The following is a 25069-nucleotide window of genomic DNA, read 5'->3' on the forward strand; positions in this document are numbered from 1 at the left end:
AACTACGCTTCGAGGTCGTGCTTCTTGAGCATGGCGTAGAGGTGAGACCGGGAAAGTCCCGATACGCTGAGCATCTTGGGGATATCCCTCCCATGGGCCCGCAAGAGCCTCTGCAGGTACTCCCTTTCCATCGCGGTCTTGAAGTCCTTCAGTGAAGGGAGATTCTCCTCGTCCCTTCCGCCCCCAGCCTCTTCCAACGCATCTTCACGCCCCCTTCCCAGCATGGATTTGGCCACCCGAATGCGCACCGCCTGCGGCAGGTGCTGCACGTAGACCGTCTTTTCCGCACCGGACAGCACGAAGGCCTGCTCGACGGTGTTGAAGAGTTCGCGGACGTTTCCGGGCCAATCGTAAAGACGGAGCATGGCCATGAACTCGGGGTCCATCTCCTTGACCGGGATGTTGCGCTGCCGGCAGAGCTTGTCGATGCGGTGCCGCGCCAGGATCAGGATGTCCTCCTCCCGTTCGCGCAGGGGCGGCAGCGTCAGGTGGATGGTGTTGATGCGGTAGAAGAGATCCTGCCGGAACTCCCCCGCCGCGACCATGGCCGACAGATCCCGGTTCGTGGCCGAGATGAGGCGGAAGTCGCTCTGCAGTTCCTGGCTGCCGCCCACGGGCCTGAAACGGCGTTCCTGCAGGACGCGCAGGAAGGTCTTCTGGGCCGAGAGGGGCAGCTCGCCAATCTCGTCCAGAAACAGGGTGCCCCCGTCGGCGAGCTTGACCAGGCCCACGCGGTCCCGGGCCGCGCCCGTGAAGGCGCCCTTGGTGTGGCCGAAAAGGATGCTCTCCAGCAGGGATTCCGTCAGGGCCGCGCAGTCCACGACCACGAAGGCGCGGTCGGCCCGGCCCGAGTTGCGGTGGATGGTCCGGGCCAGCAGCTCCTTGCCCGTGCCCGTCTCGCCCGTGACCAGGACCGTCGAGTCCGAGCCGCTGGCCTGGGCCAGGCGTTCGTAGCACTGGCGCATGGCGTTGCTCTGCCCCACCACGTCCGTGAGATCCAGGGACAGGTCCTTCCTATCCTCCCGCTGGGCCAGAGCCCGGTTCAGCGTCTCCTTGATCTGCTTGATGGGTGACGGTTTGACCAGGTAGTCCCAGACGCCTCCCTGGATGGCCAGTTCCGCGCCTTCCGGGTCGCCCTGGCCGGTCAGGACGATGACGTCCGGCGGCGAGGCTTGGCTGCGGATCTGGCCCAGGGCCTCCAATCCGTTGCCGTCGGGCAGGCGCACGTCGAGGAAGACGAGGTCGAAGTTCCCCGTGCCCAGCTGCGCAAGTCCATCCTTCAGGGTCTGGGCCGCAAGGCACTCGTGCCCCAGCCTGCGGACCAGGCTTTCGAGGGTTTCGCAGACCTGCGTGTCGTCGTCGATGATCAGAATCCTCGCCATCATGCATCCTTGTCCAGAACATCCCGGATGGCCCGCCCGAGGATGTCCTTGTTATATGGTTTGCTCACGAAAAGCCTGATGTTGCCCGACTGCGGGGTGAACTCGGCCGCGTGCTTGCGGCCCGAGACCATGATGACCGGCAGCTCGGGGCGGCAGTCCTTCAGGGCCGCGGCCACGTCGAAGCCGTTCATGCCCGGCATGTCGAAATCCGTGACGACCAGATCGATCCCGAGGCCGCCGCAGACGGCCTCGATGGCCTCCGCCGCGCAGTGGAACGGGTGCACCGTGTACCCGAGCTGGTCGAGCACGCGCGGAATGAGCTGCAGCTGGTCCTCGTCGTCCTCGATGAAGGCCAGGCGCTCGGTGCCCATGGCCACTCCGCCGTCGCAGGAGCCCGGCAGCAGGCAGAAGTCGTTCATGCTCGGCAGAAGGATGTCGAAACGGGTGCATCCGGGGCTGCTCGCGAGGCGGATACCGCCGCCGTGGTTGCGCACGATGCCGTGGACCACGGCCAGCCCCAGTCCCGTCCCCTCGCCCTTGCCCTTGGTGGTGAAAAAGGGGTCGTAGATCTTGTCCTGGATGTCCTCGGGGATGCCGGGCCCGTCGTCCTCGATCCGCAGCAGGCTGTAAAGGCCCGGGGCAAGTCCCCCGAAGCGGGGATCGTCGCGGTCCAGGGTCAGGCGGCCCAGACTGATGAAAATGTTGCCGCCCCTGGCGCCCAGAGCCTGGAAGGCGTTGGTCGCCAGGTTCATGACGATCTGGTGGACCTGCGTCGGGTCGGCCAGGCACTGGGGCAGGCCGTCGTCGACGTGCGAATGCACGCTGATGTTGCGGGGCATGGAGACGCGGACAAGGGCCACGGCTTCGCTGACCACCTCGCGCAGGTCCGTGGGCACGAAGCCCTCCTGGGTCGGGCGGCTGAAGGTCAGGATCTGCTTGATGAGCCCGCTTCCCCGCACCGCCGCCTTGAGGCTGCGCTCCAGGTCCTTCCAGGCGATGCTGTCCTCGGGGATGTCCTCCATTGCCAGCTCGGTGGAATTCATGATGGAGGTCAGGATGTTGTTGAAATCGTGGGCGATGCCTCCGGCCAGGGTGCCGATGGCCTCCATCTTCTGGGACTGCAGGAGCTGTTTTTCGAGGCTGATGGTCTGGGTGATGTCCTCGGCCGTGCTCAGGATGCCGACCACCTCGCCCCGCGGCCCGTGCAGGGGAACCTTGTTGACCAGCAGCCACATGGTCTCGCCGGCGGCGTTGAGGGTCTCCATGCGCATGCGGAAACGCGGCTCGTCGGTCTCGATGACCTCCCGGTCGAGCTCCGCGATGCGCTGGATCTCGTCGGCGTCGGTCAGGACCTCGCCGTAGGTCTTGCCCAGGATGGAGGCCAGCTCAGTGCGGCCCACATGGGCCAGGAAGTTGCGGTTGGCGCCGATGATGCGCAGCCGCTTGTCCTTCCAGTGCACGAGCTGGGGGATGGTGTCGAGGACGAGCTGCAGCATGGCTTCGGACGCGGCCAGGGCCAACTCCGCGGCCTTGCGGTCGGTGATGTCCTCGATGAAGCCCTCGAAATGACAGAAGCCGTCGTCGCAGCCGCGCACGGCCCGGGCGTTGAGGTTGGCCGTGATGACGGCCCCGTCGCGGCGACGGAAGAGGATTTCGACCTCGATGCCGCCGCGGTTCTGCTCATAGAGATCGACCACCCGGTCGCGGTCGCTCTGCTGGTAGTAGAGGGTCGAGATGTTCGGGTTGCCGGCCATGAGCTCTTCCGGGCTCGAATAGCCAAGCATCCTCGCCAGGGCGGGGTTGGCCACGATCCAGGAGCCGTCGGGCGTGGTCTGGAAGATGCCCAGGGCCGAGTTCTCGAAGATGGTGCGGTACTTCTCCTCGGCCGCGCGCAGGTCGTCCTCGGCCTTCTTGCGGTCGGAGATGTCGTAGATGACGCCGACGACGCCCGCGTTGTCGCCCTGGGCGTCGGCGTAGGTGGCCTTGTGCAGCACCGCCGAGCGCAGGGCGCCGTCGGCGTGCATGATCTGGTCCTCGAAGGAGTCCATGCGCGCGTCGAGCATGGGCGCGAAACGCGAATCGGCCAGGACCGGCCCCTTGGAGGCGCGGTCCTGCTGCCAGCCGACCCCGAACCAGGTCTCGAAGGCCCGGTTGACGCCGGCGATGGCCCCGCTGCGGTCCGTGAACCAGATGGGCACGGGCAGCGTGTCCATGAGCGTGCGCAGGAAGGACAGCTGGTTCTTGATGCGCACCTCGATCTGCTTGCGCTCGAGGATGTTGATGACCAGGAGCACCAGAACCATGGACAGGATGACCAGGCTTATGATGATGGTCCAGAACTGGTGCCGGTTGATGGAGTAGAACGGCGACGGTTCGTTGATCAGCACGCTGCCCTCGGGCAGGAGCTTCAGGTTGATCCCGAGGCGCATGAGCACGCGGTAGTCGAACTTGGGCGGCTCGTCGGGGCTGACGGTGATGGGGATGCGGGCCGGCGACTCGCCGTTCAGGATGCGCAGGCCCATCTCGGCCGCGGCCTGGCCATGGGCGTAGCCGCTGATGAGCTTGCCGCCCACCAGCCCGTGCCCGAGCAGGAATTCCCAGGCCCCGTAGAGGGGAGCCTCGGTCTTTTCCCAGACGATCTCCAGGAGGTCCTGGGCCGAGTACACGGCCTCTCCCACGTCCTTGTAGAAGGGGATGAAGAAGAAGATGCTGTCGGCGGCCGCGAAGCGCACCTTGGACACCAGCTCGTCCAGGCTGAATTCGTCCAGGAACTCCACCTCGATCTCGGGCGGCAGCAGGTGCAGCTGCGCCCGCACCTGGTTGGCGATGGCCACGCCGGTCAGGCTCTGGTCGCCGATGACCACCAGACGCTTCTTGCCCGGATGGAACTTGAGGGCCGTCTGGATGTTGACCGGCACGTCGAACTCTTCCAGCACCCCCGTCATGCGGCTGCGCATGGGCACCTTGCCCGCCTCGACGTCGTTGATGCCGCAGAAGACGATGGGCACGTCGGGAAAGAGCTCGTCCCCGTGCTGGGCCATGAACTCGTAGGCGTGGTTGTCGGAGGTGACGATAAGGTCGAAGCGCGTGGTCCTGAACTTGAACTTGTAGTAGTCGAGCAGGATCTCGTTGATCTTCTCCGTGGAGAATCGCTTGGAGTCCATGTACTCGATCTGCAGGTAGATGTTCTTCCCGCTCTGCCGGAAGGTGTCCCGCACGCCCTCGAATATGCTGTCCGACCACTCGTACCCGTTGTGGTAGGAGTTGAGGTAGAGGATGTTGATCTTCTGCTCGTCCTGCGCCGTGGCGTGAGGGGTCAGGCAGAACAGACAGAGGGCGAGAAGGAGGATGCGCACGAATTCTCCGCGAAATGCCGTTTTCAGCCGCGGGGCGGGGCCCCGCGGCCCGCTTGCCCTACCCGGCGGCGGTGATGTTCTTCAGGGCGGTGTAGAGGGCCTGGGTGCCCATGTTCTCCAGGCCCTGGGCCATGGCCGCCACGTAGAGCTGCTCCACCAGGGCCAGGCCCGGCAGGCTGATGCGCATGCGTTTGGCCTCGGCCAGGGCGATGCCCATGTCCTTGACGAAATGCTTGATGTAGAAGCCCGGGTCGAAATCATCCTTGGCGATGCGCCGGCCCAGGTTGTTGATGGACCAGGACCCGGCCGCCCCGCTGCCGATGACGTCGATGACCGCGTCCACGTCGAGGCCCGCGCGCACGGCGTAGAGGAGCGACTCGACCACGCCGATCATGGTGCCGGCGATGAGGATCTGGTTGCTCATCTTCGTGTGCTGCCCCGCGCCCGGCCCGCCCATGAGGCGGATGTTCTTCCCCATCTTCTCGAAGAGGGGCACGGTCCTGTCGAAAGGCTCCTGCCCGCCCCCGACCATGATGGCCAGGGCGGCGTTGCGGGCGCCGAGATCGCCGCCGGAAACCGGAGCATCCAGGGAGTGCACACCGCGGGCCGCGGCGGCCGCGTGAATCTCCACGGCCAGGGCCGGTTCCGAGGTGGTCATGTCGACCAGCACGGTGCCGGGCGCGGCCCGGTCGACCAGTCCGCCCTCGTCCAGGTACACGGCGCGCACGTCGGACGGGTAGCCGACGATGGTGAACACGAAGTCCGAACCCTCGGCCACGTCCCCGGGCCGGTCGCACCACACGGCCCCGGCTTCGAGGACGCCCGCGGCCGACGCCTTCGTGCGCGTGAACACGCGGACCTCGTGGCCCGCGGCCAGCAGATGGCCGCACATGGACCGTCCCATGACGCCTATTCCGACCCAACCGATTCTGCTCATAGTACCTCCAAAACATATTCAAGATGAGTGCCAACCGGCACGAAACACCGTCCGCAGGAACCCGCCTGGCGCCTTCCGGACCGGTTTTCCCGTGAAACATAAAAAATCATGATTTCAGAGGCGTAGACAAGTGATTGCCAAACGCCGAAAACATGCTTATAAGGAACGATTGTCCCGGTTCAATATAGATAGACCAGACCACTACGAGGTTGCCATGATCTGCCAAAAATGCGGATGCGACGCCGTCGCCGAAGAAAACATCTCCTATCAGATGGAATGCCGTAATCATCTCTTTTGTTTCGAAGACGTCCCCGTGCCCAAGTGCAACGAGTGCGGGCACATCGTCATCACCCAGGAAGCCATGGGCGTCATGCTGGCCAAGATCGACCAGCTGTCCCAGAAGGCCACCATCTCCTACCACCGCTGCCGCTGGCCCAAGGCCCAGTCCCTCGACGAGCAGACCCAGCAGGGCGCCTCGTCCCAGGCAGCCGCGGAACTCGTGGAGACCATCAACAAAAGCGCCCGCAAATAACCGCCTTTTCCGCGCCGATGTAAAAAGCCGCTTGCAAGAGCGGCTTTTTTATTGGCCCCGGGGGAAGGCAAAGTCAAACGGGGGAAGGAAGGCTGTCATGGACGGCATGGACCTCATGGACGATATGGACCAGGCCTCCGCGCACTCTGGGAACCCCGTCCATATCGTCCATGAGGTCCATTTCGTCCATCTCGTCCAGGCAGCCCCAGCTCCCCTACTCCTTCCTGTCCAGGTACAAATTCCCCAGCGCCAGCAGCGACGTCCCCACGATGAGCAAAAACGAGACGGAATTGATGACCGGCGTGGAGCCGTCGCGGACCTGCAGGTAGAGGTTGATGGGCAGGGTCGGCTGGGAGCCCACGAGGAAGAGCGTGGTGTTGAAGTTCTCGAAGCTCATCAGGAAGGCCACGGCCCCGGAGCCGATGATGGACGTGCGCAGGTAACGCAGGGTGATGTGCCAGATGACCTGCAGGCGCGTGGCGCCGAGGTTCAGGGCCGCCTCTTCGAGGGAGCGGTCGAACTTGCGCAGCCGGGCCGACACGACGAGGGTCACGAAGGTGGTGATGAAGGAGAACTGCCCGACGACCACCAGCCAGAAGCTGGGCCGGAAGAGCTCGATGTCGAGGTTCCAGTGGTCCTCGAAATAGATGCCCGCCGTGGTCGCGCCCAGCAGGATGGAGATGCCCAGGATCACGCCGGGGATGACCAGAGGCGCGAGCATGAGGAAATACAGGAAGTTCTTCCCGCGGAAGTTCTCCTGCTCGAACAGGAAGGCCGCGCACACCCCCACCACCACGCAGGACGCGGACACCCAGATGGCCGTCCGGAAGCTGACCCAGATGGCGCGCAGGTTGTCCGCGTCCTCGAAGATGCCGACGCGCTTTGGCCCGTCGGCCAGGAACCAGTCCAGGGTGAAGCCCCGCCAGGGCAGGGACGGGAAGTCGGAGTCGTTGAAGGCCAGCACGCAGGTCACCAGCAGCGGCGCGAAGAGGAAGACGAAATACAGGACCACGAAAACGACGAAGGACCGGTCGTAGGCCCGCGATCTGGGCAGGGAGCGGATCATGACGCCACCTCGCCCAGGCGCTGGCCCGTGATCTTCAGGCCCAGCCAGATGATGAGCGAGCTGAGCGCCAGGAGCATGAAGCCGAAGGCCGCGCCCTGGTTCCAGTTGAAGCTGGCGATGAACTGGTTGTAGATCTGCTCCGTGAACCACAGGGAGTTCTTGCCGCCCATGAGGTTGGGTGTGAGATAATTGCCGAGCACGAGCATGAAGACCACGATGGAGCCCGAGGTGATGCCCGGCTTGCAGTGCGGGATGATGATCGTGCGCCAGATGCAGGTCTTGCTCGCGCCCAGGTCGTAGGCCGCCTCGACGAGGCTGTCGTCGAGGCCCTCCATGACCGAGACCAGGGGCACGACCATGAAGAGCATGGAGGTGTACACGAGTCCCATGATCATGGTCGCGTCGTTGTAGAGCATCTCCACGGGCTTCTCCAGAAGCCCCAGCTGCAGCAGGAAGTAGTTCAGCACCCCAGACTCGCGCAGCAGGATCATCCAGCCGTAGACGCGCACCAGCTCGCTGACCCAGAACGGCAGGAGCAGCAGCACCATGAGGAAGCCGCGCACCCCGGGCCGCGAGAGCTTGGTAATATAGAAGGCCACGGGCAGGGACACGACCAGGGTCAGGAAGGTGGTGATGACCGAATAGGCCGCCGTGCGCACGAAGGTCAGCCAGTAGATGGGCTCGGTGAAAAAGGTGCCGTAGTTTTCGAGGCTCCAGGCCCCGTCGGCCCGGAAGCTCAGGATCAGCAGGTCCAGGTGCGGCAGGACGATGAGCAGGAAGAGCCAGACCAGGACCGGCGTCAGGAAGAGCCAGAACAGGCCGCCGCGCCTCATGGTCTGCCCTCCCCGCGTCCGAAGGCGATGCCGGACTGCGGGTGCCAGCCCAGGGTGATGTCCGCGCCTGGCCGGATGTGGTCGAAGGCGCGGTTCTGGGGCAGGGCCACCAGGAGCTCGTGGCCCGACGGCGTGGCCGTCAGCAGCCGGCTGTTGGCGCCGTCAAAGAGGATGGCTCTGACCGTGACCGGGAAGGTGTTGAGGCCTGCGGCGTCGACGGGCTCGATGACCATGGCCTCGGGCCGCAGGAAGAGCGTGGCCGGGCCCTTGCCGGCGTCGGCCTTGCGCCGGGCCCGGAAGACCAGATCCTCGTCGGTGCGGACCAGGACCGTCTCGCCGTCCATCTCCACCACCTCGCCCTCCCAGCGGTTGCTGTCGCCGACGAACCCGGCCACGAAGGGGGTGTGTGGGTCGCCGTAGAGTTCCTGGGGCGTGCCGACCTGCTCGAAGCGCCCCCTGTTCATGACCGCCACGGTGTCGGACATGACCAGGGCCTCGGACTGGTCGTGGGTGATGTAGATGAAGGTCGTCCCGATCTTGGCCTGCAGCTTCTTGAGCTCGACCTTCATCTGCTCCCGGAGCTTGAGGTCCAGGGCGCCCAGGGGCTCGTCCAGGAGCAGGAGACTCGGTTCGAGGACCAGGCAGCGGGCGATGGCCACGCGCTGCTTCTGGCCGCCGGAAAGCTGGTTGATGCGCTTGGCGCCGTAGCCGGGCAGGTCGACGCGCTCCAGGATCTCCTCCGTGCGCCTGCGGATCTCGGCCGAGGACACCTTGCGACGCTTGAGGCCGAAGGCGATGTTCTCGGCCACGTCCATCATGGGGAAGAGCGCCAGATGCTGGAAGACCAGATTGACGGGGCGCTTGTCGGGCGTGACCCCGCGCATGTCCCGGCCGCTGATCTCGATGGTCCCGCCCGTCTGTTCCTCGAAGCCCGCGATCATGCGCAGGAGCGTCGTCTTGCCGCAGCCCGAGGGGCCGAGGATTGAGAAGAAGGAACCCTTGGGCACCGGGAACGAGACGTCGTCCACGGCCCGAAACGTTCCGAAATCCTTGACCAGATGGGAAACGACCAGATCGGGTTGCATGCGCCTTCCTTGAAAAAAATGGGGAGGGGGGTCCGCAGCCGACCGGCTGCGGACCCGCGGGACGTTAGTTGGCGGCCTTGACCTTGTCCAGCACCTTGCCTTCCATGGCTTCGAGCTTGGCGGGCACGGGCGGGTACCACTTGATGTTGTCGATGACCGCCTGGGGGAAGGAGCGGTCGAAGTTGGCCTGGAAGGCCTTGTCGACGAAGGGCGCGGCGTCCTTGGAGGCCGTGGGCGTCTTCTCGGCGGAGGTGAAGTAGCCGCTGTTCTCGGGTTTGAGCATGAAGTTGATCCACTTGTAGGCGGCTTCGACGTTCTTGGCCTTGGCCGGGATGGTGAACGTGTCGATCCAGCCCAGAGCGCCCTCGACCGGGGCCACGAAGTCGAGGTCCTTGTTCTCGTCGTGCAGCTTCCAGCCGCCGTTGTCCCAGGCCTCGGCCACGGTCACCTCGCCCGAGCGCACGGATTCCAGGAGCTGGTCGCCGTTGGCCCAGTAGTTCTTGACCAGGGGCTTGGCCTTGATCAGCTCGGCCTCGATCTTGGCGAGCATCTCGCCGTAGGCCTTCTCGTCGGCGTAGAGGGCGAAGGGGTCGTAACCCATGGCGAATCCGAGGCCGATGAGCACGGGCCTCTTCAGCCGGTAGCTGATGCGGCCCTTGTACTGCGGGTCGATGAGCGCCTTCCAGGACGTGGCGTCCTTGGCCTGGGCGGCGTTGACCACCAGGCCGGAGGTGCCCCAGCAGAAGGGCACGGCGTAGGACGCGCCGCCGACCAGGGTGTTCTTCTTCACGGCTTCGAGCATGGAGGGGATGAAGAGCTCGGCCTGGATCTTGGAATAGTCGATGGGCTGGTAGATGCCGAACTCCTCCTGCACCGAGGAGATGCGGTCCTGGCTGGGCTGGGCCAGATCGAAGCCCGCGCCGCGCGTGGCCCGCAGCTTGGCGATCATTTCCTCGTTGTTGGAGTAGGTCACCTCGACCTTGATGCCGGTCTCGGCCTGGAACTTGTCGACAAGCTCCTTGGGCGCGTAGCCCTTCCAGGTCAAAAGCTGCAGGGTGTCGGCCATGGCCGCGGAAGAACCGGCGAGCATCAGTGCCATCAGCAGGACAAGACGTTTCATACGAAATTCTCCTTAAAAGATGTGATGGAAAATCAGAACGATCTCTAGCACTGGCAAGCAAAACTGACAAGACGGTGATTGTTCCAAGGCGGTTCGGGGACAATTCGTGACGGGAGGCGGCACTCGGAGCGGATGGACGGGGAAACGCGGAAAAATCTGCCACCGCCCGGCACGTTCGCGGGAGATTTGGGCGGGCATAACCCTGGGCGTTCACACGACAAGACAAGCGCACGGGAGAGCACATCCACGATGGCCCGAAACCTGCTTGACGGGTGCAAAGCCCTCTTTTGCGACAGGTTTTTGACACGGAGAACACGCATGAGCCTTATCGACCCAATCCAGCTGATGACCATCCTCGGGACGGCCCCGCCACGCCAGGGACGCTCCGCCGCCGGCGCCGACAGATTCCAGTCCCACATGCGCAAGGCGATGGACGGCGGCAACGCGCAGGCCCTCGGCGCGCAGGTCGACGGTTCGGCCATGGACAATTCCCTCATGCAGAGCGCCCTGACGGGGCTGGCCTCCCTCATGCGTCAATCCCCCGCCACGACCGGCGGCAAGGGCTCCAAAGGCGACGCCCACGCCGGAATCGGCGAACTCTCGGCCGCATTCGAGTCGGGGACGGAAGGGGTCAGCGCCATCGGCTACGACAAGAACGGCGGCACCTCCTACGGCACCTACCAGATCGCCTCCAAACCGGGCACCATGAAGGAGTTCATCGAGTTTCTGAAGGACAGGGAGCCCGACTGGGCCGCCAAGCTGAAGGCCGCCGGGGCGGCCAACACGGGCTCGACCAAGGGTCGCATGCCCGACGCCTGGCGCAGCATCGCCGAAAAGGACCCGGAAAAATTCGGCCGGCTGCAGCGGGAATTCATCGAATCCACCCACTACGAACCGGCCAAGGACAAAATCCTGTCACGCACCGGCATGAACGTGGACGAACTGCCCGCAGCGGCGCGCGAGGCCCTGTGGAGTACGGCCGTCCAGCACGGACCGGCGGGAGCGGCCAAAATCTTCAGCCGCGCCATCAAGTCCATCGACGGCGAACTGCCCGAAAACAGGTTCGCCCAGAAACTCATCGACAAGGTCTACGAGAACCGCAAATCCCAGTTCGGCTCATCGACCGCAGGCGTCCAGGCCAGCGTGCGCGGCCGCATGAACACGGAGAAGGAAATGGTCCTGGCCATGCTCCAGGGCGAGGACGCCAGGGCCTAGGCACAGGCTTAAGCAGAGGCTGTGATGGACGATATGGACTTCATGGACGGCATGGACAGGGCTGTGCCTGGTCCATAACGTCCATCTCGTCCATTTCGTCCATATCGTCCACGCCTACCCTCTTCCCCTCACCCTTCGCTCTTCCCCCTGATCATCCGCTTGTACGTCTCCAGAAGCTCCACGAAGGCGTCGTGGTCCCCGCCCTTGTCCGGGTGCATGGACATGGCCTTCTTGCGGAAGACCCGCGCGAACTCGCGTTTGGACATCCTCCCGATCTCGGCCATGGTCAGGCCGAACAGCTCGCGCACCCGCTCGGGCTCAACGGGTTTGGGCCGCGGCGGCAGGCGGCGGAAGTCGTTCATGAAGTCTTCGTAGATGCGCCGGAAGCCGTCCGCGGCCGGAAAATCGAAGTCGAAATGCAGCAGCGCGTAGCGCCGCAGGTAGGCTTCGGGTCCCGTCGGCAGGCCCCGGCCGAAGGACGGGTCGCCCAGGATGGCGCAGAACTCGTGCAGGAAGGCCTCGTCCAGGCGCCCGGGGTCCAGGGCCTCGGGCATGCTGCGGGCCGTGATGTCGGCGAAATGGCGCTGCAGGTTGAAGACGGCGTGGACGTAGGACCTCGCCTCCCGCAGGGGCAGCTCGCGCTCCATGCGCAGGAAGAGCTGCTCCAGCTCGTCGCGGCCCTTGCCCACCAGCCCGCGAAACATCTTCGGGTTGACCTCGTCGATGCGGCTCAGGTTGACCTCGCCCGAGCGCAGGAAAGCCATGCGCCGACGGTCGAAGGGGTGCAGGGCGAGAATTTCATCCTCCTGGGCGCGGGTCAGCACCGTCCGCCGCCAGACCTTGCCCCGGTCCGCGGACGGTTTGTAGCCCTGGGGCGCGAAGGGGGCGAAGGCCCCGTCCAGGGCGTCCGGGTCCAGGTCCAGATGGGCCAGCACCTCCAGCAGTTCCTCGGCATAGGACATGCCGAAACGCCCGAAAAGGACCGCTTTGCTCGGGTCGGTCCCCAGGTCCGCCAGGACCTCGAAGCCGAGGCCCTCCTCGCGGGGCATGGTCCGGCGCAGTTCGAAGCGCGGCCGTCCCCTGTCACGCAGCACGGCAACGTACATGCTCACCCCACCACCATCCAGTTCAGGTTCTGCCCGGCCAGGTACGGGACGACAGGACCGAAGCGCTCCGGCACGGTCCAGGTCCTGCGCTCCAGCACAGCCTCGCGCTCGGGCGGCGCAAACCCGTAGGCAGCGCAGGCGCGGTCCGAAACGAAGGCCTGCAGCCGGTCCAGGGCGCCCAGTTCCTCGAACAGCGCGGCCAGGGCCGGCAGGGCCACGGGCGCGGAGAAGATGCCGGCGGCGCAGCCCGGGGCTTCCTTGGCGCTTACGGGATGCGGCGCCGTGTCGCTGCCGAAGAAGGCTTTGGGGTGGTTCAGCGCCGCCTCGCGCAGGGCCGCGCGGTCCTCGGGCCGCTTGGCCACGGGCTTGCAGAAGAGATGCGGCCGCATGAGCCCGCCGATGACGTCGTCCAAAGTGATGAGCAGGTGGTGCAGCGTCACGGTGGCGAAGACGTTGTCGCAGCGGTCCAGCAGCGCGACCCCGGCGGCCGTGGTCACGTGCTCCAGGACGATGCGCAGCTTCGGGAAGGCCCGCGCCCAGCGTTCGACCACGGGCAGGAACTCGGCCTCGCGGTCCATGACGAAGCCGCATCCCTCGCCGTGGACCAGCAACGGGAGCCCCAGGTCCTCCATGATCCCTAGGGTCGGCGCGGCGCGGTCCATGTCGGCCAGGCCGGCCTCGGAGTTGGTGGTCATGCCGGCCGGGTAGAGCTTGACGCCGATGACGTGCGGCCTGGCCTCCTCCAGTTCGGCGCGGGAGTATTCCCGGAAAAAGAGGGTCATGAGCGGCGTGAAGGGCTGCCCCGCCGCCTGAATGATGGACTGCCGGTACTCCCGCACCTGGGCCGTGGTCGTCACGGGCGGCGTCAGGTTGGGCATGACCACGGCGGCCGCGAAGGAGCGGGCCGTGTGCGGCGCGACCAATGAGAGCATGTCGCCCTGGCGCAGGTGGACATGCATGTCGAGGGGGGAATGCAATGTCAGCATGAATCCTCCATGATGCCTGCTATGTCAGGAAAGGAGATAGGCAAGAGCCGCGTAGCGGGCGAACTTGCCGATCAGCACGGGCGGGAAGAAGCGGATCATGGGCAGGCTGAAAAGTCCGGCCACGGCGCACAGGGGGTCGCCGATGATCGGGGCCCAGGCCAGGAGCAGGCTCCAGGGCCCGAAGCGGGCGAAGATGCGCCGCGCGCGCTCGCGGTTGACCTCGGACAGGCCCAGGAAGCGCCGCAGGAAGGCCTCGCTCCCCCACCGCCCCACGGCCCAGGTGGTGGCCGCGCCCAAGGTGTTGCCCAGGGTGGCGGCGGCGACGCAGGCCACGGGGTCGGACCCGGCCAGGATCATGGCCGCGAACCCCGGCTCCGAAGGCACAGGGAAGACCGAGGCCGCCAGGAAGGCCAGGACGAAGAGCCCGTAAAGGCCGTAATCGAGGAGCAGCTGTTCCATGTCAGGCCGTGAAGAGAAAGGCGTTGGGGGTTGAGGCCACCCGGGGCCGCGGTCCCAGGACGCGCACGGCGTTGTCGGCCATGTCCTCGCGGGTCTCGCCGCGCACCAGCGCGGGCCACAGGCTGTGGCCGAAGACGAAGTTGGCGGCCAGGTACGGGGCGTACTTCTTGTACATTTTGATGGCCCGGGTCGGCTCGTAGTGCCGCCATATGGCCTCGATGACGGCCAGGGCCGTGCGCAGGTAGACGTCCTCGTCGGGCGTAAACGTACCCGCCAGTTCGGCGAAAATCCAGGGTCTGGCGATGGCCATGCGCCCGATGGACACCCCGGCGCAGCCCGTATCGCCCAGCATCCGCGCGCAGTCAGCGGCGCAGAAGACGTTGCCGTTGCCGAAGACCGGGATTGACACGGCCCCCGCCACGGCCCGGATATGCTCCCAGCGGGGCGGCCGGGAACGGCGGTCCGGGGCCACGCGCGGGTGGAAGGTCAGCAGGTCGGCCCCGGCGTCCTCGAAGCGCCGGGCCAGGTCCACGGCCAGGTCCGGCGAGTTCTCCCAGCCGCTGCGGAACTTGACCATGACCGGACAGCGCACGGCATCCCGTACGGCCCGCACGATGGCCACGGCGCGCTGCGGGTCCTTCAGCAGCGCCGCGCCGTATCCCTTCTTGCAGATGGCCGCCACGGAGCAGCCCATGTTGATGTCCACGCCCAAAAGCCCCTCGGCCTCGATGCGCCGCGCGGCTGAGGCCATCTCCCCGGGCTCGCCGCCGAAAATCTGGCAGACCAGGCTCCCCGCCTCCCCGTCCCGCCAGCGGAAGACCGGCGACAACAGGCGGTTCTCCTGCGGCACGGCCCGGGCGTTGCACATCTCCGTGACCATGAACCCGTACCCCCCGAACCCGGCGATGACCTCCCGCATGGCCACATGCCCCAGCCCCGCCATGGGCGCCAGGGCCAGCCGCGAGGGGACGACGGCGGAACCGACCTTGAGCGGTACGGAAATCATGGGATGTGCAGACGGCATATGAGGTGTGTCACTCCGGAAAACGGTGCGCGGTCGGCATGGTGGCAGCCGTCAAAAAAAGGCGCCCTTCAACCGAAGAGCGCCTCCAAAATATCGCGACCGCCCTGCGATCAGTTCAGCATGAACTCGCGGATGACCAGCCAGCCCGTGGCCACCTGGGCCAGGGCCAGGAGCAGGGCCAGGGCGTTGAAGACCCCGTGCACGAGCGGCATGTAGCGGCGCTTCTTCTTGTCGCGGTCCATGATGACGCCGGTGATGTAGCCGCCGGCGATGCAGGGCATGATCATCTGGCCGATGATGTAGTGGTTGCCGGTCACGCCGTTGCTCCCCCACTCGCGGGTCACGGCGTACTGGCCCAGGACCAGCCCCGCCATCCACATGATGTGGGTGATCTTGCCAAGCTTGACGTGGTCCGCCCACATGAACTTGCCCCGCTTCCCGAAATGGTTGACCTGGAAGCGCACCCACCCGAGGGACAGGACGTAGACGGCCAGGCCGGTGGCGGCGAGCTGCAGCAGGGGATGAATCCAGAGCATGATGAACTCCTTGAGGTGTGATGCGCCAGAGGAAAGCGGAATCGCCAGTGCATAGATGAGGGGAACGCGATTGACAAGACCGGACGCGATCGTCGGCAAGCACACCGGGCAGGCCGGTCGGCCATTCCGTACCGGGAAAAGTCACGAATCGGGCATGAAGACCTGACGGAAATCCTCGACCACGGCAGCCAGGTCATGGGGCAGGAAACGCAGCGCCGTCCGCCGCACCGCCGCCGGCACTCCGCCGTAGAAGGCCTCGGCCACGGCGCCGGCCATGCAGGCCTGGGTGTCGCTGTCGCCGCCGAGGGACACGGCGTTGCGCACGGCGTCCTCCCAGGAATCCGAATCCAGGAAGCAGACGATGGCCTGGGGCACGCTGCCCTGGCAGGACACGTCGAAGGCGTAGTCGGCCCTGATCTCGTCCACGGACGCATCGAGATCGTAGCCGGACAGGTCGGCGACGCGCTCTCGGATGCTCTCCCTGGAACTCCCGGTGCGGGCCAGGAACACGGCCAGGGCAACGGCCTGCGCTCCCTTGATCCCTTCAGGGTGGTCGTGCGTGACCTCGGCCGAGAGGCGGGCGTGTTCGAGCACGTCGTCCTCGCTGTCGAAGGCCCAGCCCACGGGGCTGACGCGCATGGCCGAACCGTTGCCCCAGCTCCCGTAGGGCGCCCGCTCCCGCGCGTGCAGCCACTCCAGAAAAGACCCGCCGTAGCCGGCGCGGGGGTACCTGAGGCCGAAATCGTGCAGGGCGTCGGCGTACCCGCGGCCGGAGAGGATGGCGTCGGCCACGGCCACGGTCAGCACGGTGTCGTCCGTAAACCGGCAACCCGCGGCGAAGAAGGGGAACTCCTTGGTCTTGACGGGCCTGTGCTCGTACATGGAACCGATGATGTCACCGGCGATGGCGCCTAGCATGGGGAACTCCTTGGCCGGGATTCGGCCGGCCATGGAGTCCATATGGTCCATTTCGTCCATCCCGTCCATCGACGCCCGCCGAGCGCCCGGAGAAAGCCGGCCATATTGCGGCCTGCAGCCGCATATGGCAGGAAGGGCCATGTACTGCAACGCCATTTTCGCCCTGTTTCTCCTGCTCGTGAGCGCCGCGCCGCCCGCCGCCGCGGACGGCGGTTTTCCGGGCAGAAAGGTGCTCGTGGTGCACAGCTACGACCGCGGCTTCGCCTGGACCGCAGACATCGACGACGCGCTGCAGCGCGAACTGCTCCCGCGACAGGTGCAGATACGCACCTTCTTCATGGACACGAACCTCCGGCCGCGCGAGGCCGACATCATTGCCGCCGGCCGCAAGGCCACGGACATCATGCTGGAATTCCGGCCTGACGTCGTCATCGTCAGCGACGACAACGCCCAGAAGTATTTCGCCGCGCAGTACGCCGGCAACGCCTCGGCCCCGTCCTTCGTGTTCTGCGGCGTGAACAAGGCCCCCGCCACATACGGATACCCGGCAATCAATGTCACGGGCGTGGTCGAGAACCTGGCGTGGGCCAAGGGGCTTGAACTGCTGCGACGCCTGAAGCCGTCCATCAGGAAAATCGCGGTCCTCAGGGACACCCGCCCTTCGAGCCTGACGGAAGCCGACAAGATGAATTCCTCCGGGCCGGACGACATCGAGGCCTCCTGGTTCGCCATCGACAGCTTCGAAGAATGGCAGAAGCGAGTCCTGGCCGCCGGTTCCGATTACGACGCCCTGGCCGTCATGACCTACAACAACCTGACCGATGCCGAGGGCCACATCGTGCCTGCCGAACAGATCATGCTCTGGACGCGGGACAACGCCGTTCTGCCCACCCTGGGATTCTACGACTACACCGTGGCCGACGGCACGCTGTGCGGCGTGATCCAGACCGGCTTCGAACACGGGACCTTGGCCGCGTCCCTGGCCCTGCGCATCCTCGGCGGTGAACGCGCCGGCGACATCCCGGTCATCAACCAGACCAGAGGACTGATCATGCTGAACAGCCTGACCGCACGCAAGCTCGGCATCGAAATCCCGCATCGTCTCTCCCAGGAGGCGGCCGCACTTGTGGAATGATCTCGCCATTGTCCTGACCCTCTGGCTGGCCGCGCTGTCGATCCCCGCACACGCTCTCGCGGCCGAGGACGCTCGCGCAGGCACGCCGCCCAACATCCTGGTGCTGCACTCCTACAACCCCGGGCTGAGCTGGACCGACGACATCCACAAGGGGCTGACCGAGACGCTGGCCCAGTCCAACCAGACGTGCACCATCACGACGGAATACCTCGACGCCAAGCGCTTTCCCGACCCCGACCTCATGGCCATGCAGGCCGAAGTCATCGCTGCGCACCTGCGCACCATGACCTTCGACCTCGTCGTGGTTTCCGACGACGCCGCATTTTCCTTTGTCCTGAAGCGGCGCGAGGAACTCTTCAGGGGCATTCCCATCGTCTTCTGCGGGGTGAACAATTTCCAGAACGAGAGGCTGCGCGGCGAGACGGACGTGACCGGCGTATCGGAGATCATTTCCGCCCAGGAAACCCTCGAAACGGCCCTCGCGCTGCACCCCGACACCAAGGACGTCGTCATCATCGGCGGCGCGAAATCGAGCACCGACCGTTCCAACCGCAGCGAGTTCCTGCGCCTCATGCCCGCCTACGCCAGCCGGGCCCGGTTCCATTTCTGGCAGGACATCCCCACGCCGGCCCTGGTGGAAAAAGTCGCGGCCCTCGGCCCAGGCACCATCCTTTTCCTGAACAACGCCATCCCCGGCCTCGACGGGCGCATGCTGGATTTCGGCCCGAGCGCCGCGCTCATCAGGGCCAACGCCCGCTGCCCGCTCTACGGGCTCTGGGATTTTTTCCTGGGACACGGCATTGTCGGCGGCAAGCTGATCAACGGCACGGAACAGGGACGCCTCGCGGCCGGGATGGCCCTGCGCATCCTGGCCGGCACTCCGCCCGCGGAAATCCCGGTGGTCAAAGGTTCGGCCAACCGCTTTCTCTTCGACTACCGCGAACTGGCGCGCTTCCAGATCAGCGAACGGCTCCTGCCGCCGGGCTCCACAGTGCTCAACCGCCCCCAAAGCCTGTTCGAGGCCAACAGGCGCCTTTTCACGATTTTCGGCATCGTCGTCACGGCCCTGCTGGTGGTCATCGCCTTTCTGGCCGTCATCGGCCAAATCCGGCGCCAGACCCTGCGCGAGTTGCAGCGGGCCCGCCGCAAGGCCGAGGAGGCCAACGAGGCCAAGAGCCTCTTCCTGGCGCACATGAGCCACGAAATCCGCACGCCGCTGACGGGCATCATGGGGCTGGCCGAGCTGGCTCTGAACAATCCGTCCTCCCCGGCCGTGCAGGACTACCTCGCCCTCATCCGCCAGTCCGGCCAGAACCTGCTGCACATCATCAACGACATCCTCGACTTCTCCAAGGTCGAAGCCGGCAAGCTGGTGCTCAAGCCCACGAATTTCCAGGTCCGCAAGATGCTCGACGCGACCATTGCCCTCTTCACCCCCCGGGCCAGGGAAAAGGGCATCGAACTGTCCCTCCGCCTGGATGCCGAGGTGCCGGAAATGCTCTGCGGGGACGAACTGCGCCTGCGCCAGATATTCTTCAACCTCATCGGCAACGCCATCAAGTTCACGGAGCAGGGCGAGGTGGAACTGCGCCTGAGCGCAGCGACGCCCACCGAGGACGGCCAGGGCGTCGTCCTCCACTTCGAGATCCGCGACACGGGCTGCGGCATCCCTGCGGACAAGCTGCCGACCATCTTCGACCGCTTCACCCAGGCCGACCATTTTCCCACCAGAACCCACCAGGGCACCGGACTGGGGCTGGCCATCGTCAAGCAGCTCGTGGAGATCCTGGGCGGGGCCATCGAAGTGCAGAGCGTGGAGGGTGCCGGTTCGACATTCTTCGTCGGCATCCCCCTTGAATACGCCCTTCACGCCGACGCGGAACCGGAAACCGAGACAGCGCACAGGAACGCCTCCGGCAGCCTGTCCGTGCTGGTCGCCGAGGACAATTCCATCAACCAGATTTTCCTCAAACGCACCCTGGAAAAGCTCGGACACAACCCCACCTGCGCGGCCAACGGACAGCAGGCGTTGGACCTGCTGCACGAGCAGTCCTTCGACTGCGTCATCATGGACATCCAGATGCCCCTCATGGACGGCACCGAAGCCACCCGGCGCATCCGTCAGGACCTGGGACTGACGCTGCCCGTCATCGCCCTCACCGCACACGCCCTGCAAGGCGACAGGGAAAAATTCCTGGCCCAGGGTTTCACCGAATACCTGGCCAAACCCGTGGCCATGAAGGACCTGGAACAGGCGCTGTGCGCGGTGGGAGAAGGCAAGGCCGGGATGGGGTGACGGGGGGAATGGACAGAGATGGACGAACACGGACGGGCACGGACGGGGCCGCAACAACGTGACGGGCTGGTGCCTGGCCTCAATGTCCGTGTTCGTCCATCTCTGTCCATCTCAATCCACCCGAGCCTCACCTCCCCCCAGCACCTGACAAATCCTCTCCACCCTCTCGTGCATCCTCTCATGGTGCGAGCCAGCCCAATAGATCCGGTCGCAGCGCGGACAGCGCCGGAAATCGGCATAATGCAGCTTCGTCAGGGGCAACAGACGGTCGATTATCTCGGCCTTGGGCACGGTCTGGAGGGGATCGTTGCAGCGCAGGCAGCGGGTGAAGGTCGCAAAGGGTGGCCTCAGGCCGAAGAAACGCAGGACTTCAAGGAGCTGGGTATCGGGGTCCGGCGACCGGATCAGGCGGCCGTAGTCCACGATGCCGCGCTTGAGGAGGAGACGGTCGCGGCTGAGGAGGATGCGCCGGTCGCGCGCGGCCAGCTCCGCCAGGGCCGCGTCGCCCAGGGACGGGTCGTGGGCCGTGTCGAAGCCCAGGGCGCGCAGGAGGCCGGCCAGCCGGCCGACGTTGGCATCCACGAGGAAGGCGATGCGGGGCAGGGGCTCCGGACGCAGCGGCGACGGCCGCAGCACGTCGAAGGGAACGGATACGGGCCGAACGTCGATCCTGCGTCCGGGCTCCAGCAGATGCCCGAAACCGACCTCCAGCCCGTCGACCTCGATGGCCCCCACTTCCGTGTGCGGCGGGCCCAGGGCCTCGATGGCGTCCTTGACGGACGTGCGCCGCGTGACCGGATATGTCACGCGGCCATCGGCCCCGGCCTTCCCCCGTCCCAACAGGTCGCGCAAGTCCCCGTGAAAGACGAATGTGGCCGGCAACTCGCCCATGGTCCCTCCCCGGCTGTTTTCTCCGGGAGTACGCCCTTCGGGCACCGCCAACAACTCTTCCGTTGCACTTCACCGACGACCTGAAGTTGCCCCCGAAACGCTTCCGTGCTACGCACGACAATCCTGTTTCACTGATATTTCAACCCGTTCCCGGACCAGATGGGCAAACTTACCTGCATCCTCCACGCCAACTGCCAGGGCGCACCGCTGCTGGCGCGGCTCATGACGTCGCGGGAATTCGCGGACCGCTTCGAGTGCGTCCAGTATACCAATTACACCCGCGAGCCCGTGCCGGACGACATGCTGGCCCGCTGCGGCCTCTTCCTGTACCAGCACCTGGGGCCCGAGTGGGGCGGACTGGCCTCGGAGCGCCTGGTGTCCCGACTGCCCGCATCGGCCCGCAGCCTGTGCATCCCCAACATGTTCTTCAAGGGCTACTGGCCCGGCTGGAGCGGGCAAGGCGGCTTCAACTTCCGCTGCACCCTCCTCGACGAGCTCATCGCACAGGGTCTGTCGCCCGAGGAAACGACGCTCGTGTACCTGCGCGCCGACCTGACCACGAAGTTCGGCCTGCCCGCAGTCATCGCGCAATCCCTCGCCCAGGAGCGCAGCAAGCAGGCCCTGACCCCGGTCCCGTACGTCGACGTGCTCGAAGCCGAGTACGCCCGGTCCAGAATCTTCAACACCGTCAACCACCCCGGCAGGCTCCTCATGGACCACGCGGCCAGGGGGGTCCTTCGGCTGCTCGGCCTGGAGGCCCCGGACGAGGACGCCCTGGCGGCCCTGGACGAACCCTTCCCGGAGTTCGAGCAGCCCGTGCACCCGAGCGTCGCCGCCTTCTTCGGCTGGGATTCGGCCCCCGGCACCTTGTGGCATGTCTTCGGGCGGGACATCACCTTCGCGCGCTACGTCGCCCACTACGTCGTGGCCAGGCGGGAGGGCGTGACGGATTTCATCGGCTTCCTGCAGGGCCACCACGACGCGCCGTAACCGCCAGACTCCGGCCAAAACCGGTTGCGCGATGTCCCTTCCGGGAATACGTCCAGTCCTGTCGTCAATCACATCATCCGCTGCCTCGCCAGCGCCGAACACGGAGGTTCCCCATGGACGCACCGACCCGCAAATTCCGGCAGATGAACGCCGAACGCCTCATCAAGCACCTCAACAGGCGCCGCATGCACGGCAGCTACGCCGAGACCGTCGAGGAGGCGCGCAGCCAGGTCCTGGCGCTGATCCAGGGGCCGTGCTCCGTCATCCGCTGCGGCTCGGAATCCGTCGGGTCGCTGGGGCTGTGGAAGGACATCGCCGCCCTGCCCGGCGTGGAGCTCATCGACCCCTACGTCCCGGGCCTGACGCCGGCCGAAGGCGACGAGCGGCGCCGCCGCGGCCTGACGGCCGACGTCATGGTCACGAGCTGCAACGCCGTGACCCTCGACGGCCGCCTGGTCAACCTCGACGGCACAGGCAACCGCGTGTCGGGCATGATCTTCGGACCGAGGAAGGTCATCCTGCTGGTCGGCATGAACAAGGTCGTCAGCGACCTGGAATCGGCCATGGACCGCATCCGCGACTTCGCCGCGCCCATGAACAACCTGCGCCTGAACGCCCTGAACCCCGCCCACGAGCCCCCCTGCACCCAGGATGGCCGCTGCCACCGCTGCGCCAGCCCGCAGAAGATCTGCAACGCCTGGACCATCATCGAAGGCCAGCGCGACGAAGGCAGGATTCACGTGGTGCTGGTGGGGGAGAGTCTGGGGTATTGAGGAAAATGGACTAGAATGGACGAGATGGACTGACACGGACTATCACGGACACTGTACCGTCCATCTCGGGGGGCTTGTTTTTGTCCGTGTCGGTCCGTGTTCGTCCATTCTAGTCCATCTCGTCCACTCCCCCCTCAAACCGTCCTCACCAGCCCCCGCTCCTCCGCCCTGCGCAGGGCCAGGGAAGCCACGGCCAGGTCCTGCAGGGCCATGCCCGAGCTGTCGTAGACGGTGATCTGGTCGGCCGACACCCGCCCCGGCGCGCCGTTCAGAACCGCACCGATCGGTGTGATCCGCTCCATGGCGACCAGCCCGGCCCTGAAAGCCGCTTCGTATTCCCCGATGCTCACGGACTGAGCCGGCACGTCGGCGAAGAGCGCCGCCCCGACCACCAGGGCCGTGTCCAGCTCCTGCTTGCCGGGCTGGTCCGCGCCCATGGCCGAGACGTGCGTGCCGGGCCGCACCAGTCCGGCCGCGAAGAGCGGCCCGCGCGACGCCGTTACCGTGACGACTATGTCGGCCCTGGCCAGGGCCTCTTCCGCCTTGGCCGCGGCGGCCTCAAGCCCGAGCTCCTCTCGGATGCGCCGCGCGAACTCTTCTGCTGCCGACTCCGAGCGGTTGACCACGAAGACCCTCTCGATGGGGCGCACCTCGCGCACGGCCAGCACCTCGAACCAGGACTGGTGTCCGGCCCCGAACACGGCCAGGGTCCGGCTGTCCGGGCGCGAGAGGTGCTTCACGGCCACGGCGTCCGAGGCTGCCGTGCGCAGGCAGGTCAGGTGCGAGGCCGCCACGAGGGCCTCGGGATACCCCGTGTCCGGATCCAGCAGCAGGGTCGTCGAGGCGTGGGCCGCCAGCCCCCGCGCTCGGTTGGAAGGCCAGTAGCTGCCGACCTTGAGCCCCACCTTCCGGCTCCCGGCGATGAGCCCGCTCTTCACGCTGAACGACGTGTCCGCCTCGGCCCCCCGCCCCTGCGCCACCGGAAACACCTCGGCCAGACCGCGCCCGTATTCCACGAACATGGCCTCGACCGCCGCGATGGCCTCGCCCATGCTCACAACCCTGCCCGCCACATCCTCACTGACAAATTTCATCCTTCTCTCCCCGCACCGACCAGTCCGTGTCAGTCCATAAAGTCCATATCGTCCATACCGTCCACACCACGCCCCCTACCACCCCATCAACCTCGGCCACACCGCCGTAACCTCCTCCCCTCCCGCGCCGATGACGTGATACCGGTCGAACTGCGTGACCGTGGCGCAGGCGTGGCTGGGCAGGATGCGCAGCCTCGTGCCCACGGGCAGGTCCGGCAGGTCGGACGGCCTGCCCGAGCGCGGGGCCGCGACGCCGTGCTCCTGGTTGACGCCCCTGACCACCAGGTCGCCCAAGGGGCGGCCAGCCGCGTCGCAGACCAGGCCGTAGCCCTGGTCCACGGCCTGCCCGGCCGTGCCCCGGTCGCAGGACAGGGCCGTCCAGCCCGCGTCGACGATGGCCCAGCCCTTGTCGCGCTGGTGGCCGATGACCGTGGCCAGGACCGAAACGGCGATGTCGTCCACGGCGCAGATGCCGATGCCGGCCTGGACCAGATCGAAGAAGACGAAGACCCCGGCCCGGACTTCGGTCACGCCTTCGTAGCTGCGCGCCGAAAAGGCCGTGGGCGTGGAGCCGACGCTGACCACGGGGCAGATCCAGCCCGCGTCCCGCAGGGTCCGGGCCGCTTCCACCGCCGCGGCGCGCTCCCTTTCGGCCGCCGCGGCCAGGGCCTCCTCGCCGCGCGCCGCGTAGCTCTCCCCGGCATGGACCAGCACGCCGCGCAGCCGGGCCGCGGGCTTCAGGGCGTGGGCGATGGCCAGCAGCAGCTGCGAATCGCCGGGCTGCACGCCCGAACGGTGACCGTCGCAGTCCAGTTCGATGAGCGCCGGTATGGGGTCGGCCGGGTCCGACGCGGCCGCCACGGCACGGGCCTGGGCCACGCTGTCCAGCAGCACCGTCAGGTCCACGCCCTGCCTCCGCAGGGCCAGCACGCGGGGAAGCTTCTGCGGCGCGATGCCCACGGCGTAGGTGATGTCGGTCACGCCGCGGGCCGCCAGCTCCTCGGCCTCACGCAGTGTAGAGACCGTGGCCGGCCCATGCGGCGAGGCCATGAGCCGCCGCGATATCTCCCACGACTTGGCTGTCTTGAGGTGCGGGCGGAAAGCCACCCCGGCCCCAGCCAAGCGGGTGCGCAGGCGGGCGATGTTGCCGTCCATGCGCGCCTCGTCCAACAGCAGGCACGGCGTGTCCAGCGCGTCGAGGGGGCACGGCAGTCCGGGCTGGGCGTCCCGGGCCCGAAACGGTGATAGTGGTGCGTTCATGATGCGTCCTCCCGGCAGAGATTTGGCTGCATCATAGCATCTGTCGCGTCATGTTCAATTTACAATTCCTGAATC

At 66.3% G+C, this 25069-nt stretch carries 22 protein-coding genes; 6 read left to right on the plus strand and 16 right to left on the minus strand.

Annotation, left to right across the window (positions count from 1 at the left end):
- Positions 1-2: 2 nt before the first annotated feature.
- The 3 genes from ACZ5AC_RS08705 to ACZ5AC_RS08715 are packed head-to-tail and all read right to left on the minus strand — an operon-like array spanning position 3 to position 5675.
- Positions 3-1382, minus strand: coding sequence for a sigma-54-dependent transcriptional regulator (locus tag ACZ5AC_RS08705; protein WP_464250554.1), 1380 nt, complete (start codon positions 1380-1382; stop codon positions 3-5).
- Positions 1382-4738, minus strand: a complete 3357-nt coding sequence (locus ACZ5AC_RS08710) for a hybrid sensor histidine kinase/response regulator (RefSeq protein ID WP_464250555.1) — start codon at positions 4736-4738, stop codon at positions 1382-1384. Before ACZ5AC_RS08710 ends, ACZ5AC_RS08705 begins: the two co-directional genes overlap by 1 nt.
- 58 nt (positions 4739-4796) lie before the next feature.
- Entirely contained in the window at positions 4797-5675 is an 879-nt protein-coding gene (locus ACZ5AC_RS08715; protein ID WP_464250556.1) for an NAD(P)-dependent oxidoreductase, read from the minus strand.
- A 214-nt stretch (positions 5676-5889) separates the two neighbouring features.
- Here ACZ5AC_RS08715 and ACZ5AC_RS08720 point away from each other — a divergent pair, with 214 nt between their 5' ends.
- Positions 5890-6207: a hypothetical protein gene (locus tag ACZ5AC_RS08720; RefSeq protein WP_464250557.1), complete on the plus strand. Its 318-nt coding sequence runs from the start codon at positions 5890-5892 to the stop codon at positions 6205-6207.
- 214 nt (positions 6208-6421) lie between these two features.
- Here the strand turns inward: ACZ5AC_RS08720 and ACZ5AC_RS08725 are convergent, their stop codons facing one another.
- From ACZ5AC_RS08725 to ACZ5AC_RS08740, 4 genes are all read right to left on the minus strand, one after another.
- Positions 6422-7273 (minus strand): ABC transporter permease, encoded by an 852-nt coding sequence (locus ACZ5AC_RS08725; protein ID WP_464250558.1) that lies wholly within the window; start codon positions 7271-7273, stop codon positions 6422-6424.
- Positions 7270-8106, minus strand: coding sequence for an ABC transporter permease (locus ACZ5AC_RS08730; RefSeq protein ID WP_464250559.1), 837 nt, complete (start codon positions 8104-8106; stop codon positions 7270-7272). Before ACZ5AC_RS08730 ends, ACZ5AC_RS08725 begins: the two co-directional genes overlap by 4 nt.
- The gene (locus tag ACZ5AC_RS08735) at positions 8103-9191 is read right to left on the minus strand and encodes an ABC transporter ATP-binding protein (RefSeq protein ID WP_464250560.1); all 1089 of its coding nucleotides are present in this window, start codon (positions 9189-9191) and stop codon (positions 8103-8105) included. Before ACZ5AC_RS08735 ends, ACZ5AC_RS08730 begins: the two co-directional genes overlap by 4 nt.
- A 64-nt stretch (positions 9192-9255) precedes the next feature.
- Positions 9256-10311 (minus strand): extracellular solute-binding protein, encoded by a 1056-nt coding sequence (locus ACZ5AC_RS08740; protein WP_464250561.1) that lies wholly within the window; start codon positions 10309-10311, stop codon positions 9256-9258.
- Between the two features lie 318 nt (positions 10312-10629).
- On the opposite strand from ACZ5AC_RS08740, the gene ACZ5AC_RS08745 reads away from it, so the two are divergent.
- On the plus strand, positions 10630-11526 hold the full coding sequence (locus ACZ5AC_RS08745; RefSeq protein ID WP_464250562.1) for a VgrG-related protein: 897 nt from the start codon (positions 10630-10632) through the stop codon (positions 11524-11526).
- A gap of 128 nt (positions 11527-11654) precedes the next feature.
- Here ACZ5AC_RS08745 and ACZ5AC_RS08750 read toward each other — a convergent pair whose 3' ends face one another.
- From ACZ5AC_RS08750 to ACZ5AC_RS08775, 6 genes are all read right to left on the minus strand, one after another.
- Positions 11655-12638, minus strand: coding sequence for a hypothetical protein (locus ACZ5AC_RS08750; protein ID WP_464250563.1), 984 nt, complete (start codon positions 12636-12638; stop codon positions 11655-11657).
- On the minus strand, positions 12635-13618 hold the full coding sequence (gene pyrC, locus ACZ5AC_RS08755; protein ID WP_464250564.1) for a dihydroorotase: 984 nt from the start codon (positions 13616-13618) through the stop codon (positions 12635-12637). The genes ACZ5AC_RS08750 and pyrC overlap by 4 nt, the downstream gene beginning before the upstream one ends.
- 24 nt (positions 13619-13642) lie before the next feature.
- Entirely contained in the window at positions 13643-14077 is a 435-nt protein-coding gene (locus tag ACZ5AC_RS08760) for a YqaA family protein (RefSeq protein WP_464250565.1), read from the minus strand.
- A 1-nt stretch (position 14078) separates the two neighbouring features.
- Positions 14079-15083 carry a tRNA dihydrouridine synthase gene (locus tag ACZ5AC_RS08765; protein ID WP_464250566.1) on the minus strand — a complete coding sequence of 335 codons (1005 nt, stop codon included), beginning with the start codon at positions 15081-15083 and terminating at the stop codon, positions 14079-14081.
- Positions 15084-15211: 128 nt separating this feature from the next.
- A complete protein-coding gene (locus ACZ5AC_RS08770; RefSeq protein ID WP_464250567.1) occupies positions 15212-15637 on the minus strand; it encodes a DUF4079 family protein in 426 nt (141 codons plus the stop codon).
- A 141-nt stretch (positions 15638-15778) separates the two neighbouring features.
- Positions 15779-16606, minus strand: coding sequence for an ADP-ribosylglycohydrolase family protein (locus ACZ5AC_RS08775; protein ID WP_464250568.1), 828 nt, complete (start codon positions 16604-16606; stop codon positions 15779-15781).
- An 88-nt stretch (positions 16607-16694) separates the two neighbouring features.
- On the opposite strand from ACZ5AC_RS08775, the gene ACZ5AC_RS08780 reads away from it, so the two are divergent.
- Both ACZ5AC_RS08780 and ACZ5AC_RS08785 read left to right on the plus strand, forming a co-directional pair.
- A complete protein-coding gene (locus tag ACZ5AC_RS08780; protein WP_464250569.1) occupies positions 16695-17690 on the plus strand; it encodes an ABC transporter substrate-binding protein in 996 nt (331 codons plus the stop codon).
- Positions 17680-19986, plus strand: a complete 2307-nt coding sequence (locus ACZ5AC_RS08785; protein WP_464250570.1) for an ATP-binding protein — start codon at positions 17680-17682, stop codon at positions 19984-19986. Before ACZ5AC_RS08780 ends, ACZ5AC_RS08785 begins: the two co-directional genes overlap by 11 nt.
- A gap of 111 nt (positions 19987-20097) precedes the next feature.
- On the opposite strand, the gene ACZ5AC_RS08790 is transcribed toward ACZ5AC_RS08785, so the two are convergent.
- Complete coding sequence (locus ACZ5AC_RS08790) at positions 20098-20877, minus strand: Mut7-C RNAse domain-containing protein (protein WP_464250571.1); 780 nt, start codon at positions 20875-20877, stop codon at positions 20098-20100.
- Positions 20878-21036: 159 nt separating this feature from the next.
- Between ACZ5AC_RS08790 and ACZ5AC_RS08795 the strand changes: the two genes are divergently transcribed.
- Together ACZ5AC_RS08795 and ACZ5AC_RS08800 are read left to right on the plus strand one after the other, a co-directional pair.
- On the plus strand, positions 21037-21867 hold the full coding sequence (locus tag ACZ5AC_RS08795) for a WcbI family polysaccharide biosynthesis putative acetyltransferase (RefSeq protein ID WP_464250572.1): 831 nt from the start codon (positions 21037-21039) through the stop codon (positions 21865-21867).
- 113 nt (positions 21868-21980) lie between these two features.
- Positions 21981-22640 (plus strand): lactate utilization protein, encoded by a 660-nt coding sequence (locus ACZ5AC_RS08800; RefSeq protein WP_464250573.1) that lies wholly within the window; start codon positions 21981-21983, stop codon positions 22638-22640.
- Positions 22641-22774: 134 nt separating this feature from the next.
- On the opposite strand, the gene ACZ5AC_RS08805 is transcribed toward ACZ5AC_RS08800, so the two are convergent.
- Both ACZ5AC_RS08805 and ACZ5AC_RS08810 read right to left on the minus strand, forming a co-directional pair.
- A complete protein-coding gene (locus ACZ5AC_RS08805; protein ID WP_464250574.1) occupies positions 22775-23734 on the minus strand; it encodes an ornithine cyclodeaminase family protein in 960 nt (319 codons plus the stop codon).
- A 75-nt stretch (positions 23735-23809) separates the two neighbouring features.
- On the minus strand, positions 23810-24994 hold the full coding sequence (locus tag ACZ5AC_RS08810; RefSeq protein ID WP_464250575.1) for an alanine racemase: 1185 nt from the start codon (positions 24992-24994) through the stop codon (positions 23810-23812).
- Positions 24995-25069: the final 75 nt, after the last annotated feature.

It is taken from the genome of Desulfomicrobium aestuarii (genome assembly GCF_055385525.1).